Here is a 17,888-nt window from a genome sequence, read left to right on the forward strand (position 1 = left end):
TCAGGGATTTCAGTTCTTGCCGAAGGTCGGGTTGTGCGAGTGGGCCGCGAGCGTGATGTGCACGCTCTGCTGATCGGTGTAGAAGTCGATCGAGCGGTAGCCGCCCTCGTGGCCGAGGCCCGAGGCCTTCACACCGCCGAACGGGGTACGGAGGTCGCGTACGTTGTTGCTGTTCAGCCACACCATGCCCGCCTCGACCGACTGCGCGAAGTTGTGCGCGCGCTTGAGATCGTTGGTCCAGATGTAGGCGGCGAGCCCGTACTTGGTGTTGTTCGCGAGCGACAGCGCCTCGTCGTCGGAGTCGAACGGCGTGATCGCGACGACCGGCCCGAAGATCTCCTCCTGGAAGATGCGCGCGTCGGGGGACACGTCGGCGAACACGGTCGGTGCGACGAAGTTGCCCTCCTCGAATCCTTCGGGGCGTCCGCCACCGGCGACCAGGCGGCCCTCGGTCTTGCCGATCTCGACGTAGCTCATCACCTTGTCGTAGTGCTCGGGGTGCACGAGGGCCCCGACCTCGGTCGCGGGGTCGTGCGGGTAGCCGACCTTGACGCGCTGCGCCTGTGCGGCGTAGCGCTCGACGAACTCCTCGTAGATCGACCGCTCGACGAGAATGCGCGACCCCGCGGTGCAGCGCTCGCCGTTGAGGGAGAACACACCGAAGATCGTGGCGTCGACGGCGGCTTCGAGGTCGGCGTCGGCGAAGACCACGGCCGGCGACTTGCCGCCGAGCTCCATCGACAGGCCTTTGAGGAACGGCGCGGCGTTGCCGAAGATGATCTGTCCGGTGCGGCTCTCACCCGTGAAGGAGATCAGGGGAACGTCGGGGTGCTTGACCAGCGCGTCACCCGCGTCCTCACCCAGGCCGTTCACCAGGTTGAAGACGCCCTGCGGGAGGCCGGCTTCTTCGAAGATGCCGGCCCACAGCGAGGCGGACAGCGGTGTGAACTCGGCCGGCTTGAGCACGACGGTGTTGCCGGTCGCGAGCGCGGGGCCGAGCTTCCAGGACTCGAGCATGAAGGGAGTGTTCCACGGCGTGATGAGGCCCGCGACGCCGATCGGCTTGCGGTTGACGTAGTTCATCTGGCGACCGGGCACCTTGAACGCATCATCGGACTGCGCCACGATGAGGTCAGCGAAGAAGCGGAAGTTCTCGGCGGCGCGACGCGCCTGGCCCAGAGCCTGAGTGATCGGGAGGCCGGAGTCGTAGGATTCGAGTTCGGCCAGACGGGCGTCTCGGGACTCGACGATGTCGGCGATCCTGTGCAGCACGCGCGAGCGCTCGCGGGGGAGCATCCGCGGCCAGGGGCCCTCGTCGAACGCGCGCTTGGCCGCGGCGACCGCGAGCTCGATGTCGGCCTTCTTGCCCGCGGCGGCGGTGGTGTAGGTCTCGTTCGTGACCGGGTCGAGGACGTCGAACGTGTCGCCGTCGACCGAGTCGACGAACGCGCCGTCGATGTAGTGCTGGATGTGGTCGGGGAGGTCGGCGGGGATGCGCGAATCGGTCATGACGGTTCTCCTGTCGCGTGAGCGGTACGGGTGTGCAGTGCATCGAGGAACGCGTCCCTCGTGCGCCAACGGTGGTTGCGGGCGGCGAGCTCGATCTCGAGCGGGTCGGCCCCTTCGCGGATGAGTTCGAGGATCTGCGTGTGCTCGTCGACCGAGTGGTGGGCGCGCCCCGGGACATAGGCGAAAGTGGTGTCGCGGATGCCGGAGAGTCGGGCCCAGCCCCGATGGACGAGGTCGAGCAGATGCGGGTTCGGACACGGGGTGAACAGCACCGAGTGGAACTGGCGGTTCAACTCCGTGAAGCTGTGTGCGTCGAAGTGGTCGAGCAGTCGCGTCATGCGCTCGTTCACTTCCGCGGCCTCGGCGAGGGCGTCGGCGTCGAGCAGGGGAGCGGAGAGCGCTGTGGCCGCGCCCTCGACGAGCCCGAGGGTCTGCATGGTGTGCGCGTACTCGCTCTCGTCGACGAGCGTCACCCTCGCGCCGACGTTGCGCTCGAACGTGACGAGCCCCTCCGCCTCGAGACGGCGGATCGCCTCCCGGACCGGGACCACGCTCATGTCGAGCTCCTCGGCGATCGCGCCGAGCACCAGGCGGTACCCGGGCCCGAAAGTGTGCGCGGAGATGCGGGAGCGGATCCAGACGTAGGCCTGCTCCGACTTGCTGGCGCTGGCGACCGTGGTCATCGCGGGTCCCGGTCGGCGACGGCGGCGTCATAGCGGGCACGCCACTCCGCGTTGAGGGGGAACAGCCCGTCGACCGGGTGCCCGGCGGCGACCTGCTCGGCGATCCAGGCGTCCTCGATCTCCTGGGCCACCGCATCCGCGGCGACCTCTTCGGCCAGGGCGGGGGGAATGACGATCACGCCGTCGCTGTCGCCGACGATGATGTCGCCCGGCTGCACGGTCGCGCCGCCGCAGGAGATCGTCACATCCACGTCCCACGGCACGTGCTTGCGTCCGAGGACCGAGGGGTGCGCGCCCTGGGAGAACACCGGCAGGCCGATCTCGGCCACGGCATCGAAGTCGCGGACCCCGCCGTCGGTGACCACGCCGGCCGCCCCTCGAGTCTTCGCGCGGAGCGCGAGGATGTCGCCGAGGGTGCCCGTCGTGGCGTCGCCTCGCGCCTCGATGACGATGACCTCGTCTTCCTCGACAGCGTCGAAGGCGCGTTTCTGGGCGTTGTACCCGCCGCCGTGCGCAGCGAAGAGATCTTCGCGGAACGGCACGAACCGCAGCGTCTTCGCGGTGCCGACGACCTTGCGACCCGGGAGGTTGACCGACACCCCGTCGATGAAGCAGGAGTGGTGACCACGCTTGCGGAGCTGAGCCGAGAGCCCGGCGGTCGGGGCTTCCAGCAGCAGCGTGCGCAGTTCGGGGGACAGGCGGGTGCTCTGGATCGGCGCGAGACCCGCCTCCGCGCGCGAGCCCCAGGCTTCGGTGCGCTGCAGGTCGTCCACCGCGGGCAGCGACCCGAGGTCGCCGTCGAAGGGGACATCGCCTTGAGTCACGGTGGTGAGGAGCCGGCCCGACGTCGGGGCGCCGGGAGCGGTGGGGGCGTCCACCTCGACCTCGACGACATCGCCGGGGACGATGACCGAGGAACCGGCGGGTGTGCCGGTGAGGATCACGTCGCCGGGATCGAGGGTGAAGTGCTGGGAGAGGTCGGCCACGAGCTGCGCGAGGGGGAAGATGAGTCCCGCCGTCGTGTCGTCCTGGCGGAGCTCGCCGTTGACCCAGGTGCGCACGCGGAGGGCTTCGGGGTCGACCGAGCGGGCGTCGATCACGTCCGGGCCGAGCGGGGTGTAGCCGTCGCCGCCCTTGGAGCGGACGTTCGAGCCCTTGTCGTTCGCGCGGAGGTCGTACAGGCCGAGGTCGTTCGCGGCGGTGACGCCGCCGACGTGGGACCAGGCCTCGTCCAGCGGGACCCTGCGCGCGGAGGTGCCGATCACGAGGGCGATCTCCCCTTCGAACGCGAGCAACTCCGTGCCGGCGGGGCGTTCGACGGTGCCTCCGGAGGGAGCGACGGAACTCGTCGGCTTGAAGAAGTAGGAGGGGGAGGCGGGTCGTCGGCCGCGCTGATCGGCACGGGAGGCGTAGCTCAAATGGATCGCGATGATCTTGCCGGGGCGGTCGATGGGTTCCGTCACGGGGGCGCCTCCTCGCGCTCGTCTGCGTTGTCGTGCGGGACGCCTTGTGCGTCGTATTCGAAATCATATATCATCGGTTCACCCCTCGGCAAGCATTTGGATCCGTTCCGCTGCGCGCCGTGACAATGCGGTCACAACCAGAAGGAGACACCCCATGAGCGGGCAGTCACAGGATGGGTTCACGCCCACCGGAACCATCGCGACATCGGCGGATCGGCGCCGCGTCGTCTTCGCCACCGTCGTCGGGACCACCGTCGAGTGGTACGACTTCTTCATCTACGCCACAGCGGTCGGGCTCGTGTTCGGGCAGCTGTTCTTCGAGCCGCTGGGGGCGAACAGCGCGCTGGTCGCGTTCGCCACCGTCGGCGTCAGCTTCCTCTTCCGCCCGCTCGGCGCGTTCCTCGCCGGCCACTACGGCGACAAGCTCGGGCGCAAGGCCGTCCTCATGTGGACGCTGATCCTGATGGGCGCGGCGACCGCCCTCATCGGACTCCTGCCCACGTACGAGACGATCGGGATCACGGCTCCGATCCTGCTGGTGCTGCTCCGCATCATCCAGGGCATCTCCGCGGGCGGTGAATGGGGCGGCGCGGTGCTGATGGCCGTCGAGCACGCCCCGCGCAAGAGGCGCGGCATCTTCGGTGCGTCACCGCAGATCGGCGTCCCCCTCGGTCTGCTTCTCGCCTCGGGCGTGATGGCGCTGATGACCGTGATCGCCCCCGGTGAGCAGTTCATCGCCTGGGGATGGCGTGTGCCGTTCCTGCTCAGCGTGGTGCTGATCCTCGTCGGCTACTACGTGCGTCGCAAGGTCGAGGAGAGCCCGGTCTTCACCGAACTCGCCGCGCGCAAGGAGAAGGCGCAGATGCCGATCGCTCAGCTCTTCCGCAAGCACCTGCTCCTCGTGATCGTCGCCGCGCTCGTCTTCGCGGGCAACAACGCGGTCGGCTACATGACCACCGGTGGGTACATCCAGGGGTACGCCACGAACCCCGAGGGTCCCATCGGCCTCGAGCGCGGACCCGTCCTCTGGGCTGTCGCGGGCTCCGCGGTCACCTGGCTGCTCACGACCCTCATCGCCGGATGGCTCTCCGACCGCATCGGCCGTCGCACGACCTACGTCGCCGGCTGGGTGCTGCAACTGATCGGCGTGTTCACGCTGTTCCCGCTCGTGAACACCGGCGAGATCGGTCTGCTGTTCGCCGGTCTCGCGATTCTGACCATCGGCCTCGGCTTCACCTACGGCCCGCAGGCGGCGCTGTACGCCGAACTGTTCCCGGCGAGCATCCGCTTCTCGGGAGTGTCGATCTCGTACGCGATCGGTGCGATCGCCGGAGGGGCCTTCGCGCCGACGATCGCCACGGCCATCGTGAGTGCGACCGGTTCGACGGACGCCGTCACGTGGTACCTCGCCGGGATGACCGTTCTCGGACTGATCGCCACGCTCCTGCTTCGCGATCGCTCCGGCATCCCGCTCGGCCCGGATCATGAGGAGGAGCAGTCCGTCAGCCCGATCTACGGGCTCGCGAAGGCCTGACCCTCCCACCCCTTCGCCCCCCTTCGCGCTGCGGGGTCGAAAACGCACCTCTACCCACGCGTAGAGGTGCGTTTTTGATCCCGCACACGCTGGTGTGGGCGGGAGGGGAGGTCAGCCTGCGAGCGAGTCGCGGATGGCTGCGGCAGAACGCTGGAGGCGTGCGGCGATCGCGGCGTCGTCGAGCGCGGTCGCCACGTGCACGACGGCGATCGCAGCGGGGCGCTGACCCCGCAGGGCGAGCGGTACCGCCACCGACTGCACGGTGGGGATGACTTCGTCGTGGCTGGTCGCGAAGCCGCGGGCCCTGGTCGTCTCGACGTCCGAAGGGAGTGAGGACGGGGCGCCGGCCGGCCACTCGTTCCGCGGAAGCTGCGCCAGGATGGCCTTGCCGGGTGCGCCCACGGTCACCGGATGCCGGGCGCCGGGGCGCTGTGCGACGCTGGCGACCGCATGGCGGGGCTCGACGCTCGCCAGCGTGATGCACTCTCCGCCGTCGAGCACGGCGAGGAAGCACGTCATGCCCAGCTCGTTGGCGATCGCGGTGATCTCGGGGAGTGCTTCGGCCTGGAGGTCGTGTGCGACGCCGGCTGCGAGCGCTGCCATCCGGGCACCGAGACCAACAGCCCCTGCGGCGTCGCGCGTCACCAGGCGGTGGTCTTCCAGCGTGCGCACCAGGCGGTAGGCGATGGAGCGGTGCACGCCGAGACGCGTGGAGATCTCGTCGATCGTGAGCGAACCCCGTGCGTCGGCCAGGACCTCGAGGATACGGATGCCGCGGCTCAGAGTCTGCGAGGCGGGGGAGCTCGTCGTGGTCTCGGGCATGCGGGTGCTCCCTTGCGATGTACGGCGCCGCGGGCTACGCTGTGTTCAATAGTAGAACAGCTTGTTCGAATATAGAACAATCTGTGTGACGGCGCAAGACCCCAGGCAAGACCGACGAAGAAGTCCGGAAGGAATCGACGACGATGCAGTTCCACCACCACGGATACGTCTCCGCTGACCCGCGCGTGCAGGACGCCGCCGGAATCGGCGCCGACCGGCCCACCGACATCCCGGATGAGATCGACGTCCTCATCGTCGGCTCCGGCCCCGCGGGTATGCTGCTCGCCGCTCAGATGTCGCAGTACCCCGGCATCGCCACGCGCATCATCGAGAAGCGCGACGGACGTCTCCCGCTCGGCCAGGCGGACGGAATCCAACCGCGCAGCGTCGAGACGTTCCAGGCGTTCGGCTTCGCCGAGCGGATCATCGCCGAGGCGTACAACATCGGGTGGATGAACTTCTGGGGTCCGAACCCGGAGAAGCGCGACGAGATCGTCCGCACCTCTCGCACGTCCGACTATGCCTACGACATCTGCGAGTTCCCCCACCTGATCGTCAATCAGGCGCGGGTGCTCGACTACTTCGCCGAGTCCGCTGCGCACGGACCGGGCAGGATCGTCCCCGACTACGGCGTGGAGTTCACCGGGCTCACCGTCCATGACGAGGGTGCGTACCCGGTCGAAGTGGGCATCCGCTACGTCGTGGGAGAGCGCGCAGGCGAGGAGCGGACGATCCGCGCTCGGTTCGTCGTCGGCTGCGACGGCGCTCGCAGCGGGGTGCGCCAGGCGATCGGGCGCACGCACGTGGGAGCGTCCGCCGCGCATGCCTGGGGCGTGATGGATGTCCTCGTCAACACCGACTTCCCGGACTGGCGCACCAAGTGCGCGATCAACTCCGAAGCGGGCAACATCCTGCACATCCCGCGTGAAGGCGGCTACCTCTCACGCATGTACATCGATCTCGGTGAAGTCGCCGACGACGATGACCATCGGGTGCGGCAGACGCCGATCGAGGAGATCATCCGCAGAGCCAACGAGATCCTGCACCCGTACACGCTGGACGTGCGTGAGGTCGCCTGGCACAGCGTGTACGAGGTCGGCCACCGGGTCACCGACGGCTTCGACGACGTGTTCGACGAATCGGGACGCACGCCGAGGGTGTTCCTGACCGGTGACGCCTGCCACACCCACAGCGCCAAAGCCGGCCAGGGCATGAACGTCTCGATGCAGGACGGGTTCAACCTCGGGTGGAAGCTCGGCTCGGTCCTCACCGGCCGCGCCCCCGAGACGCTGCTCGCGACGTACGGCGCGGAACGACGACCGGTGGCACAGCAGCTCATCGACTTCGACCGGGAGTGGTCGAGCCTGATGGCACGCAAGCCGGAGGAGATCTCCGACCCCAACGAACTGGCGACCTACTACCTCGCCACGGCCGAGTTCCCGTCCGGGTTCATGACGCAGTACACCTCGTCCATGATCACCGGGGCAGGCACCCATCAGGCCCTGGCAGCCGGCTATCCGCTGGGCAAGCGCTTCAAGTCGGCCGAGGTCGTGCGGGTCGGCGACGGCAACGTCATCCATCTGGGGCACCACGCGAAGGCCGACGGCCGCTGGCGCGTCTACGCGTTCGGTGACCGCACCGGCGACGCGCTTGCCGCCTGGGCGGAGAAAGCCGAGCCGCTGTTCGCCCGCTTCACCCCGGCCGATGCCGACGTCGACGCGGTCTTCGACATCAAGGCGGTCTACCAGCAGCCGTTTGAAGAGGTCGAGGTCACCTCTGCTCCCGCGCTGTTCCAGCCGAAGACCGGACCGCTCGGGCTCACGGACTGGGAGAAGGTCTATGCGGCGGGCCCCAGCAAGTGGTGCGAGACCGACATCTTCGAGGCGCGGGAGCTGTCGCGCGAAGGGGCGGTGGTCGTCGTGCGACCCGACCAGTATGTGGCGGCCATCCTCCCGCTCGACGACACGGCCGAGCTGGCGGGTTTCCTCGAAGGCGCGTTTCTTCCCGCGCGCTGAGCCGGCCGGGCCTCTCATCCTGAAGGAGAACGCGCGAGAAGAAGGAGCGTTTCGCCGCCCAACTGCTCCTTCATTCCGTGAGTTCTCCTGCATTCCGCGGGAGCGGGAGCGGGGGACAGCAACGGGGAACGCGACCGGATGAAGGAGCAGAGCGGGCGTGGCGACATGACACGTGTCACGTCGAGGAGATGACACCGCCCTCCGGCAGCCGCTGCAGCGAGGGGCGAGGCTGGAGGCATGAACAACTCCGCTGTGGACGAGTCGGCGACGCGGGTCACCGCGCGACCGGCATCCGAGGCCCCGAACGATGATCCCGTGGTGCTCGAACTGAGCGCCGTGAAGCGACACTTCGGCGTGGGTGACCGCCGCGTGCAGGCCGTCGACGGGGTGGACCTGTCGATCCGGCGCGGTGAGGTGGTCGCACTGCTCGGCCCCAACGGTGCAGGCAAGACGACGACACTCGACATGCTGCTCGGACTCACCGAGCCCAGCAGCGGTACCGTGCGGGTGCTCGGTGTCACGCCCGAACGCGCGACGTCGAGCGGGGCGATCGGAGCGGTGCTGCAGACCGGCGGCCTGCTCGGCGACCTGACCGTCGGGGAGACCGTGCGCCTCATCGCCTCGTTGCACGGATCGGACGCGCTGGCGCGGGTTCCCGAGGTCATGGCGCGCGCCGATCTGGCTCACCTCTCGCGTCGCCGTGTCGCGAAGTGCTCCGGTGGCGAGCAGCAGCGCGTGAAGTTCGCGCTCGCGATGGTCTCCGACCCCGACATCCTCGTGCTCGACGAGCCCACGGCGGGCATGGACGTCACCGCTCGTCGTCATTTCTGGGACGTGATGCGGGCGGATGCGGATGCCGGGCGCACGATCATCTTCGCCACCCACTACCTCGAGGAGGCGGAGCAGTTCGCGCGCCGGACGGTGGTGATGCACCGCGGCACCGTGGTCGCCGACGCGCCCACCACTCTGCTGCGCGCAAGCCTCGGCGAGCGCACCGTCTCGGCGACGGTCGCCGGGTCCTCGACGGCACTCGTCGCGACGCTGACGACCACGGAGGGCATCGCGGACGTGCGTCTGGACGGTGATCGGGTGAGCCTTCGTGCGGCGGACTCCGACGCGGTCGCCCGCCTCCTCCTCGACCACGGCGCTCACGATCTCGAGATCGCCGCTCCCACCCTCGAAACCGCCTTCACGGCGCTCACGGAGAACTGACATGCTCGTCTCACCCACCATGCTGCGCATCGAAGGCGTCCGCCAGCTGCGCAATCCCTACACGCTCGCGTTCACCCTGGCCATGCCGGTCGCGATGTACCTGCTGTTCGGCGCCGGGATGGGCTACGGCTCCCTCTCGGCAGGCAACGGCAACGTCTCGTTCTACGTGATGACCTCGATGGCAGCGTACGGTACCGCCGTGGCGATGAGCTCGCTCACCTCCCTTGCCGCGACTGAAGCGAAGCAGGGCTGGGGGCGGCAACTGGCGATGACCCCGCTCACCACCGCCGGCTACGCGCTGACGAAGCTGCTCACCGCCGTCTCCTTCGCGACGTTGGCGTTGCTGGCGGTCTTCGCCGCAGGCATGATGACGGGAGCGCAGGTGGAAGATGCCTGGCGCTGGGTCGCGACCGCCGGCATCATCCTCGGGATCGGCCTGATCTACGGGCTGTTCGGACTCGGGGTCGGTCTGTTCTTCAGCTCGGACTCCGCGGCGGCGCTCGCCTCCATCTCGATGACGTTCTTCGCCTTCTTCGGCAACGTCTTCATGCCGCTCGACGGTGTGATGCTCGACATCGCTCGATTCACTCCTCTCTACGGTTTCGTCGCGCTGAGCCGCTGGCCGCTGACGGAAGGCGTGCTCACCACAGGGCAGACCGACGAGTTGTGGATGCTGTTCCTCAACGTCGCCGTCTGGCTGGCGCTGTTCGTCCTGCTGGTGACGATGGGGATCAAGCGCTCGCGGGCGCGCCAGTAGCGGCGCGCACCGACAGTAGGTTGGACGGATGACGCAGCACTCGACACGCATGGCCGGCCGTGCCGCAGGGAAGGACCCCTGGGCGCGGTTCGGCTGGCTGATGGCCGTGGTCTGGCTGGTCTTCCTGGTCTATCCGGTGATCGCGCTCGTGCGCTCCGAGGCGGCACCGGTGTGGGTGGTGGTCGGCTGGGTGGCCCTTGTCGCCTTCGTCGTGCTCTACGTCACCGGCTTCATGCACGGCATGCGAGGAGGCGGGGGATTGGGGCGTCCGCCGTCGAGACGACAGTGGGCGACCTTCGCGGCACTGATCGGTTGCGCGCTGACCTCCATCCCCGCGGAGGGCGGCTCGGCTCTGAGCTTCCTGCCGTTCATCATGTCGTTCGCCTCGTACGGGCTGACCCGCCTCGTGCACTGGATCACGACGATCGTTGCGGTGGTGGTCACCGCGCTCAGCGTCTTCCTCATCCCTGGCGGCTCCACCTACTTGTCGGTGCTCGCGATCGTGGTGCTGCTCGGTGTCGTGAACACGGTGTCGACCTGGCTCATCATCCGCTCGCAGGAGGCGGAGCGTCTGGGACTCGAGCTGGCGACCAGCGAAGGACGCGAAGCCGTCGCCCGCGACGTGCACGATCTGATCGGCCACTCGCTGACGGTCGTCGGGCTCAAGGCACAACTGGTGCGGCGGTTGATCGACTCCGATCCCGACCGGGCGAAGGCCGAGCTCGCCGACATCGAGCGACTCACCGCCGAAGCGATCGCCGGGGTGCGCTCGACGGTGGCCGGAGCGCGTGCGACGACGCTCGTGGATCAGCTCGCGTCGTCACGGGACTCCTTCCGTGCCGCCGACATCGAGGTGCGGGTCGACGGTGAGCCCGGCGCTCTGTCTCCCGTTCAGGCCCTCACCGCGAGCTGGATCCTGCGGGAGGCGACCACCAACGCGCTCCGGCATTCGCAGGCACGTCGGGTGCAGGTGCTGTTCGCGCCGGGACGGATGATCGTGGAGGACGACGGGGTGGGCGTGAGCGGTGACGAGGGCAACGGCATCCACGGCATGCGGGAGCGCGCGGCGGCTGGAGGAGCGGGGTTCCTCATCGGTCCGGCGGGTTCGTCCGGCGAGCCGGGCACTCGCGTGGAGGTGACCTGGTGAACGCGTCGCACGACGGCAGCACGATCCGCCTGCTGATCGCCGACGACCAGGCGCTGGTGCGCGGTGCCCTCGGAGCCCTGCTCGACCTGGAGCCCGATCTCGCGGTGGTCGGCATGGCCTCCGAGGGTGCCGAGGCGGTCCGGCTCGTGGCAGAGCTGCGGCCGGATGTGTGCCTGATGGACATCCAGATGCCGGGGATGGACGGCGTGGAGGCGACCAGACGCATCCGTGAGGCGAGTTCCGGGACGCGGGTTCTCGTCGTCACGACGTTCGCGCGGCCGGGCTATCTGCGTTCGGCGTTGGACGCCGGCGCGAGTGGCTTCATCGTGAAGGACACTCCCGCCGAACAGCTCGCGGAGGCCGTGCGTCGGGTGCACGCGGGGCTTCGCGTGCTCGATCCCGTGCTCGCGGCGGACAGCCTGTTCGACGGGGCGAACCCGCTGAGCGACAGAGAGCGGCAGGTGCTCAGGCTCGCGGCGGACGGCCGATCGGCCGCGGCGATTGCTGCGGAGGTGTTCCTCTCGGCGGGCACCGTGCGCAACCACTTGTCCGCTGCGATCGGGAAGACGGGCGCAGCGAATCGTGCACAGGCGGTGCGGATCGCCCTCGACAAGGGGTGGATCTGACGATCCGGGTCGCAGCTAGCGTTCCGCGACCACCTCGATCTTGAAGCCGGACGCGTTTTCGAGCCATCCGGCGTAGTGCTGGTCTCCGCCCGCGTGAGGGTAGCGGTCTGCGTAGAGCGGGTGCCAACCGCGGTCGGCTGCCTCAGCCATGATCGCGTCCACATCGCTCCGGTCGCCACCCTGGAACGCGAGGTGGTTGAGTCCCGCGCGTCGGCGGTCGTGCACCGCAGCGGAGAGGTTCGGCGAGGTCGTGAGCGTGAGGTAGGCGTCCCCGCCGGTCCAGGTTTCCCCCTCGGTCCACGCGTCCGCCCTCGTGAAACCGAGCCTGGAGAGGATCCAGCCCCACTCCGACCGAACGGCATCGAGGTCGGCGATCCACAGCTCGACGTGATGGAATCCCGGCATCTTCCGAGTCTGTCAGAGTGCCGGATCATCCGATGCGGGTGGCGCCTCCGGAGACGACGATGCCACCGCTGCTCGGGATCGTGACCAGGAGCTCGCTGGGACGCCCGACGTGCGCGCCCTGGCGGATGCGCGTCACCGACAGGGGGACGCCCTGGTGCCGCAGATACGCTCCCGTCGCTGCCGCCGCGGATCCGGTCGCCGGGTCCTCCGTGATGCGGCCGACCGGGAACAGGTTCCTCGCCTCGATCTCGGCGGGGTCGTCGGCATGGAGCACCGTCACCGTCCCGAGCCAGCCCTGGTCGCGCATCAGGCCGGCGACGTCGGCGGGGGCGAAGCGGAACTGATGGAACAGCTCCGGGTCGGCCACGAAGACGATCGGATGCCAGTTGCCCGCGAACGCTTCCTGCACCGGGAACCGCGGATCCAGGTCGGAGGGGAGGAGGCCGAGAAGCCCGAGCAGCCGGTCGCGTACGCCGACGTCGAGATCTCGCACCTCCGGTTCCACGCTCGTGAAGGACACGGTGACGGTGCCGTTCGCATCCACTTCCGAGCGAAGCGTCACCGGGCCTGCCGCGGTGTCGAAGACCACGGTTCCCGGCCCATCCCGTTCGGCGAGGGCGACAGCGGTCGCGACGGTCGCGTGACCGCAGAAGGGCACTTCCGCCGCCGGAGACCAGTACCGAACCCGGACCCGAGGTGCGCCTTCGTGCGAGCCGCCGCCCACCAGGAAGGCCGTCTCGGAGAACCCGACGTCGGCGGCGATCCGCTGCATCGCGTCGTCGTCGAGGGCGGACGCGTCGAGGACGACGCCGGCGGGGTTTCCTCCGCCGGGCGCAGCCGCGAAGGCGCTGTAGCGCAGGATCTGCGTGTGATCGGGCATGGCGAGGAGCCTACTGGACCGCCGCAGTCAGGAGTTCACGCGGATGATCTCCTGCTGGTACGGTGCGATGACGTCGCCGGAGATGCGCAGGTCGAGGAGCAGGAACCGGCGCGATGACGGATCTTCGGCAGCCCACGTCGCGAGTCGATCGAGGTCGGCGAGCGTGCGCACGACCACACCTTCCGCGCCGACGGCCGCTCCGAACGCTGCGAAGTCCACCTCGGGAATGCGCATCGGTCCCTCCGCGAGTCCCTTGAGGCCGTAGAGGTTCACCTCGGCCCCGTACGCGGCGTCGTTCCACACGACTGCCATACCCCGGCCCCCGGCGGCGCGGACCGCGGACTCCAGGTCGGCGATCGCCATCAGCCCGCCGCCGTCCCCGGAGGTCAGCACCACGGTCGACTCGCGCCGCGCCAGAGCGGCCCCGACGACGCTCGGCCAGCCCTGACCGATCGACTGGAACGCGGTGCCGACCATCATCATGCGGTCGGGGGCCGCGACCGGCCAGTACATGTTCGCCCAGCCGATGAAGTGCCCGCCGTCGGAGACCACGATGCGGTCGTCGGGGAGCAGCTCGGCGATACGGCGGGCGGCGGAGCGCGGGTCGAGGCGTCCGTCGGGGGCGAGCTCGTCGCCGTCATCGTAGGTGCGGGCGGCGGCGACATCGACGCTCTCCCGCCAGGGCGTCGCAGTCTCGGTCCTGCCGATGCGGTCCACGAGTGCTTCGGCAGCGACGAGCGCGTCCGCGCGGACGAAGCCGCCCACATGCGCGTGCGTCGCCGCGGGCGCGATGTCGATCTGGAACACCCGCGTGCCGGGAGCGAACAGCTCGCCGAACCGCATCGTGAACTGGTTCAGCGAGGCGCCGAACACCACGGCGACGTCGGCGGTGCGGATGAGTTCCATGGCACCGTCCGCGCCGAAGCCGCCGGTCACACCGAGGTCGTACTGCGAGTCGGGGAACACTCCGCGGCCGAGGGCTGACGACGCAGTCAGGGCGCCGGTCGCCGCGGCGAGCTTGCCGAGCGCCGAACTCGCCCCCGCGAGCCAGGCACCGCGGCCGGCGAGCAGGAACGGGCGTTCAGCACCGGCCAGGGCCGTCGCGATCTCGTCGAGCATCCCGTCGGCGAACTCCCCGCGGGGGGCGAGAGGGGCGGGGACGCGCGGTGACGGCGCGGGCGGCACCTCTCCGGCATCGAGGGAGGCCACGTCGTACGGGATCGCCAGGACGACGGGGACCCGATACGTGAGGGCGTGCTCGATCGCGATCACGGTGGTCGCGGCGGCATCCGCACGACCGACGGTATAGGTGCGCGCACCGACCGCCGATGCGAGCGCGATCTGATCGACGTCCCACGGGCGAGGCCCCGAGGTGGGTTCATCGCCGACCACGAGAACGAGCGGCACGTGCGCCTGTACCGACTCGGCGAGGGCCGTGAGCGTGTTGGTGAAACCGGCGCCGTACGTCGACGTGCCGGCCGCGATCCGTCCGGAAGCGCGGAAGTGGGCATCGGCGGCGACCACGGCGCCCTGCTCGTGGCGGACGGCGGTGAACGTCGCCTCCGTCTGCTTCTCGAGGGCATCGAGGAAGTAGGCGTTGCCGTTCCCCATCACGCCGAAGACGGCGTCGATGTGCTGGGCGAGGGTGAGGGCGACGTGCGCGGACACGGTGGGCATGCGGAAGCCTTTCGAGACAGGGACGGAGGAACTGCGGGATCCGTATGTGTCTCGCCTCCGCGTCGTCGTGGAGTGCTTCGTGCCTCTTTTTCAGGCACCGGCGTGGCCGGACCCGCCCATTCTACCGGCGCAGCGGTGCAGGCCGATGCGGGAGAATGCTCAGATGACAGATGCATCGATCGAGCGCGAGACGCTCACCTGGGACGGCTTCGGAGCGGCGACGCGTGATCTGGCACGGGTCATCCTCGCCAGCGGCTTCGAGCCGGAGGTGGTCGTGGCGATCGCGCGGGGCGGTCTGCTCCCGGCCGGTGCCATCGCCTACGGTCTCGGCGCGAAGAACTGTGGTGCGATCAATGTCGAGTTCTATACGGGCATCGGCACGGTGCTCGATGCGCCCGAGGTGCTTCCTCCGGAGCTCGACATGGCGTACCTCGACGGACGCCGGGTGCTGCTCGTGGACGACGTCGCCGACTCGGGGCGCACGCTCGCGCTCGCCGTGCAACTGCTGAAGGACAAGGGCGCCGACGTGCGGTCCGTCACGATCTACACCAAGCCGTCGACCATCATCCAGCCCGACTTCGCCTGGAAGGACACCGACCTCTGGATCAACTTCCCGTGGTCGTTCCGCGGCACCGTGCGTGAAGAGGACCTCGGGCTGACCCCCTCTGCCTGACCGCGCGTCACCCGCGCAACAGTGCGCGAAGCTGCTGGATCGTGTCGGCCTCACCCGGCGTCTTGTCGTCTCGGTACCCCTTCACCCGTGCGAAGCGCAGGGCGAGACCACCCGGATAGCGCGGGGACCGTTGCACACCGTCGATCGCTATCTCCACGACGATCTCCGGACGCACGAACACCGTCGACGCCGTGCGGTGCGTCTCGTGCTCGGGGAAGTGCTCGGTCTGCCACCTCAGCAGTTCGTCGGTGAGCCCCTTGAACGTCTTTCCGACCATGACGAAGCCGCCGGGGTCGCCGAACTCGCCGTCCGGATCGCGGGCGCCCAGGTGCAGGTTCGAGAGCCAACCGCGGCGCCGGCCGGACCCCCACTCCGCGCCGAGGACCACCAGCTCGAAGGTCAGCACGGGTTTGACCTTGACCCAGGACTTGCCGCGGCGACCGGCCGCGTAGGGGGCGTCGATCGCTTTGACCACGACCCCCTCGTGGCCCGCGGCGAGGGCTTCGTGGGAGAGCCGCTCGGCGGCAGCCGGGTCGGCGGTGACGAGTCCGGGCATCCGCCAGTCGCCGGCCACGCGTTCCAGCTCGGACAGCCGCACGGAGAGCGGCTCGTCGAGCAGGTCGCGCCCGTCCACGTGCAGCACGTCGAAGAACCACGGCCGCAGCACGAGGTCCCGCGAGAGTTCGGCTCCGAACCGCGACATGGTTTCCTGGAAGGGGCGCGGCCCTCCGTCTTCATCGAGCGAGAGCGTCTCACCGTCGAGGATGACATCGTTCACCGGAAGCGCACGCACGATCTCGACGAGCTCCGGGACGCGGTGGGTGATGTCGGCCAGGCTCCGGGTGTAGACGCCGACGTCGTCCCCATGGCGGTGCACCTGGATGCGGGCACCGTCGAGCTTGTACTCGACTGACGCCATCCCCGTGATCTCCAGCGCGGCGGACGGGGTTGCCGCTGTCGCCGCCAGCATCGGGAGCACGGGCCGCCCGACCTGCAGTCCGACGGCTTCGAGGTCGTCTGCGGTTCCGGTGAGGGCGATGCGGGCGGTCTCCCCGAGGTCGCCCGAGAGCATCGCCGCGCGGCGCACGACGGCGGCCGGGCGGTCGGAGGCCCGCGCGATCGCATCGAGGAGCACTCCGGAGAGTGCACCGGTGCGCAGTTCGCCGAGCATCGCGCGGACCAGGAAGTCCCATTCGGACGCCGTGGCACGCTCTGCCAGGTCGACGAGAACGCCGGTGCGCGCGGCGGCCGAACCGGAACCGGAAGTCGCGGCGAGAGTGTCGAGTGCGGCATCGACGTCTCCGACCGACAGGGTCGGGCTGTCGGCGTGCGTGATGTCGAGAGCCGTGAGTCCGCGCCATCCGACGCCGAGCCGGCCCTGCCGCGGCGAGGCGAGGAGGAGGCCCATCAGCGCGGGGAGCTCGGATGGATCCGCGCGCCCCAGTAGGACGGCGAGGGCGTCGATCTTGGCGAGCCTGGACGACGTCGCGGCGACCGCTTCGGTCGTAGCGACGACCTCGGAGAGCATCATGGCGGCATTCTCGCACCGGCGACCGACGTCCGGCACCGGGTTGCGCACGGGGCGTCACCTCGAATCAGGCCGTCACCTCGAATCAGGCTTTGTCTGAGTGGAACGGCCTGATGTGGCGGAGTTGCCTGATTCGGCGCACTCGGCCCGGGGAGCGGCAGGTGCGTCCGGCGCGCTCAGCGCCCGTGGAACTCCGGCTTCCGCTTCTCCTGGAAGGCGGCGAACCCCTCGCGGTAGTCGGAGGTGTCGCAGAGCGCGGCCTGTGCGGCGTTCTCGATGCCGACCGCGTCCCACAGGGTGAGGCGCTCGTCGCGGATGCGGGCGATCAGGTCCTTGCTCGCGAGGAAGGCTGCGGTGGCGCCACGGGCTGCCGCGGACACAGCGTCGGCCGTCGCCTGCACGACCTCGTCATCGGGGAAGACACGCGAGAAGAGGCCGGAAGCCACGGCCTCAGCTCCGCTCATCAGACGGCCGGTGTAGATCAGGTCGAGCGTCTTATGGGCTCCGAGCCGGTCGAGGAACAGTGCGTGGCCGCCGGAGTCCAGCGTCGCCCCGAGCGCCGCGAACGGGGAGCCGATCTTCGCTGATTCGGCCACGTACACGACGTCGGTCGCGATCAGGAGCCCGAGCCCCACGCCGAGGCAGGCGCCGTGAGCGACTGCGAACGTCGGCGCGGGGAACCGGGACATCCGCTGCAGCAGCGGCGTCACGAGGCCCCCGAGGTAGCCGAGCACGTCGTCGTCCCGGGGATCGACCCCGGAGATGTCGCGACCGGCGCAGAAGGCGCGTCCCTCACCGCGGAGCACGAGCGCTCGCACGCCCGCGGCTTCCGCCTCGACATATGCCGCCTCCACGTCCGCGAGCGCCCGTTCGTCGAGTGCATTCAGCTTCGACGGGGCGTTCAGCACGATCGTGGCGATGTCATCGGCGATGGCGAGGTCGATCATGGATCCTCCA

General features: G+C 69.3%; 16 protein-coding genes. 7 read left to right on the forward strand and 9 right to left on the reverse strand.

The window, feature by feature from the left end; all coding sequences use genetic code 11:
• Positions 1–9: 9 nt before the first annotated feature.
• Genes hpaE through LC041_RS06705 form a run of 3 tightly spaced genes read right to left on the reverse strand, consistent with a single transcriptional unit; the run spans position 10 to position 3,655 of the window.
• Entirely contained in the window at positions 10–1,509 is a 1,500-nt protein-coding gene (hpaE, locus tag LC041_RS06695; protein WP_226532265.1) for a 5-carboxymethyl-2-hydroxymuconate semialdehyde dehydrogenase, read from the reverse strand.
• Positions 1,506–2,192 carry a GntR family transcriptional regulator gene (locus tag LC041_RS06700; RefSeq protein ID WP_226532267.1) on the reverse strand — a complete coding sequence of 229 codons (687 nt, stop codon included), beginning with the start codon at positions 2,190–2,192 and terminating at the stop codon, positions 1,506–1,508. Before LC041_RS06700 ends, hpaE begins: the two co-directional genes overlap by 4 nt.
• Positions 2,189–3,655, reverse strand: a complete 1,467-nt coding sequence (locus tag LC041_RS06705; protein ID WP_226532269.1) for a fumarylacetoacetate hydrolase family protein — start codon at positions 3,653–3,655, stop codon at positions 2,189–2,191. The genes LC041_RS06700 and LC041_RS06705 overlap by 4 nt, the downstream gene beginning before the upstream one ends.
• Positions 3,656–3,809: 154 nt before the next feature.
• On the opposite strand from LC041_RS06705, the gene LC041_RS06710 reads away from it, so the two are divergent.
• A complete protein-coding gene (locus tag LC041_RS06710) occupies positions 3,810–5,189 on the forward strand; it encodes an MFS transporter (protein WP_226532271.1) in 1,380 nt (459 codons plus the stop codon).
• A 111-nt stretch (positions 5,190–5,300) separates the two neighbouring features.
• Here the strand turns inward: LC041_RS06710 and LC041_RS06715 are convergent, their stop codons facing one another.
• Entirely contained in the window at positions 5,301–6,011 is a 711-nt protein-coding gene (locus tag LC041_RS06715) for an IclR family transcriptional regulator (RefSeq protein ID WP_226532272.1), read from the reverse strand.
• Positions 6,012–6,154: 143 nt separating this feature from the next.
• Between LC041_RS06715 and LC041_RS06720 the strand changes: the two genes are divergently transcribed.
• The 5 genes from LC041_RS06720 to LC041_RS06740 all read left to right on the forward strand — a co-directional run bounded on the left by LC041_RS06720 (position 6,155) and on the right by LC041_RS06740 (position 11,768).
• A complete protein-coding gene (locus LC041_RS06720; RefSeq protein WP_226532274.1) occupies positions 6,155–8,026 on the forward strand; it encodes an FAD-dependent monooxygenase in 1,872 nt (623 codons plus the stop codon).
• 237 nt (positions 8,027–8,263) lie between these two features.
• A complete protein-coding gene (locus LC041_RS06725) occupies positions 8,264–9,238 on the forward strand; it encodes an ABC transporter ATP-binding protein (RefSeq protein WP_226532275.1) in 975 nt (324 codons plus the stop codon).
• 1 nt (position 9,239) lies between these two features.
• A complete protein-coding gene (locus tag LC041_RS06730) occupies positions 9,240–9,995 on the forward strand; it encodes an ABC transporter permease (protein ID WP_226532277.1) in 756 nt (251 codons plus the stop codon).
• A 28-nt stretch (positions 9,996–10,023) separates the two neighbouring features.
• Positions 10,024–11,142, forward strand: a complete 1,119-nt coding sequence (locus LC041_RS06735) for a sensor histidine kinase (protein ID WP_226532279.1) — start codon at positions 10,024–10,026, stop codon at positions 11,140–11,142.
• Positions 11,136–11,768: a response regulator transcription factor gene (locus LC041_RS06740; RefSeq protein ID WP_226532595.1), complete on the forward strand. Its 633-nt coding sequence runs from the start codon at positions 11,136–11,138 to the stop codon at positions 11,766–11,768. The genes LC041_RS06735 and LC041_RS06740 overlap by 7 nt, the downstream gene beginning before the upstream one ends.
• Positions 11,769–11,783: 15 nt before the next feature.
• Here the strand turns inward: LC041_RS06740 and LC041_RS06745 are convergent, their stop codons facing one another.
• From LC041_RS06745 to LC041_RS06755, 3 genes are read right to left on the reverse strand one after another with little or no spacing between them, the layout of a single operon-like run.
• The gene (locus LC041_RS06745; RefSeq protein ID WP_226532280.1) at positions 11,784–12,173 is read right to left on the reverse strand and encodes a VOC family protein; all 390 of its coding nucleotides are present in this window, start codon (positions 12,171–12,173) and stop codon (positions 11,784–11,786) included.
• 25 nt (positions 12,174–12,198) lie between these two features.
• Complete coding sequence (locus tag LC041_RS06750) at positions 12,199–13,053, reverse strand: PhzF family phenazine biosynthesis protein (protein ID WP_226532282.1); 855 nt, start codon at positions 13,051–13,053, stop codon at positions 12,199–12,201.
• Positions 13,054–13,080: 27 nt separating this feature from the next.
• On the reverse strand, positions 13,081–14,730 hold the full coding sequence (locus LC041_RS06755) for a thiamine pyrophosphate-binding protein (protein ID WP_226532284.1): 1,650 nt from the start codon (positions 14,728–14,730) through the stop codon (positions 13,081–13,083).
• Between the two features lie 163 nt (positions 14,731–14,893).
• On the opposite strand from LC041_RS06755, the gene LC041_RS06760 reads away from it, so the two are divergent.
• Positions 14,894–15,403, forward strand: a complete 510-nt coding sequence (locus tag LC041_RS06760; RefSeq protein WP_226532286.1) for a phosphoribosyltransferase — start codon at positions 14,894–14,896, stop codon at positions 15,401–15,403.
• A gap of 7 nt (positions 15,404–15,410) precedes the next feature.
• Here the strand turns inward: LC041_RS06760 and LC041_RS06765 are convergent, their stop codons facing one another.
• Complete coding sequence (locus tag LC041_RS06765) at positions 15,411–16,934, reverse strand: ATP-dependent DNA ligase (RefSeq protein ID WP_226532288.1); 1,524 nt, start codon at positions 16,932–16,934, stop codon at positions 15,411–15,413.
• Positions 16,935–17,107: 173 nt separating this feature from the next.
• Entirely contained in the window at positions 17,108–17,878 is a 771-nt protein-coding gene (locus LC041_RS06770; protein WP_226532290.1) for an enoyl-CoA hydratase/isomerase family protein, read from the reverse strand.
• Positions 17,879–17,888: the final 10 nt, after the last annotated feature.

It is taken from the genome of Microbacterium paraoxydans (assembly GCF_020524545.1).
Lineage (GTDB): Bacteria > Actinomycetota > Actinomycetes > Actinomycetales > Microbacteriaceae > Microbacterium > Microbacterium paraoxydans_C.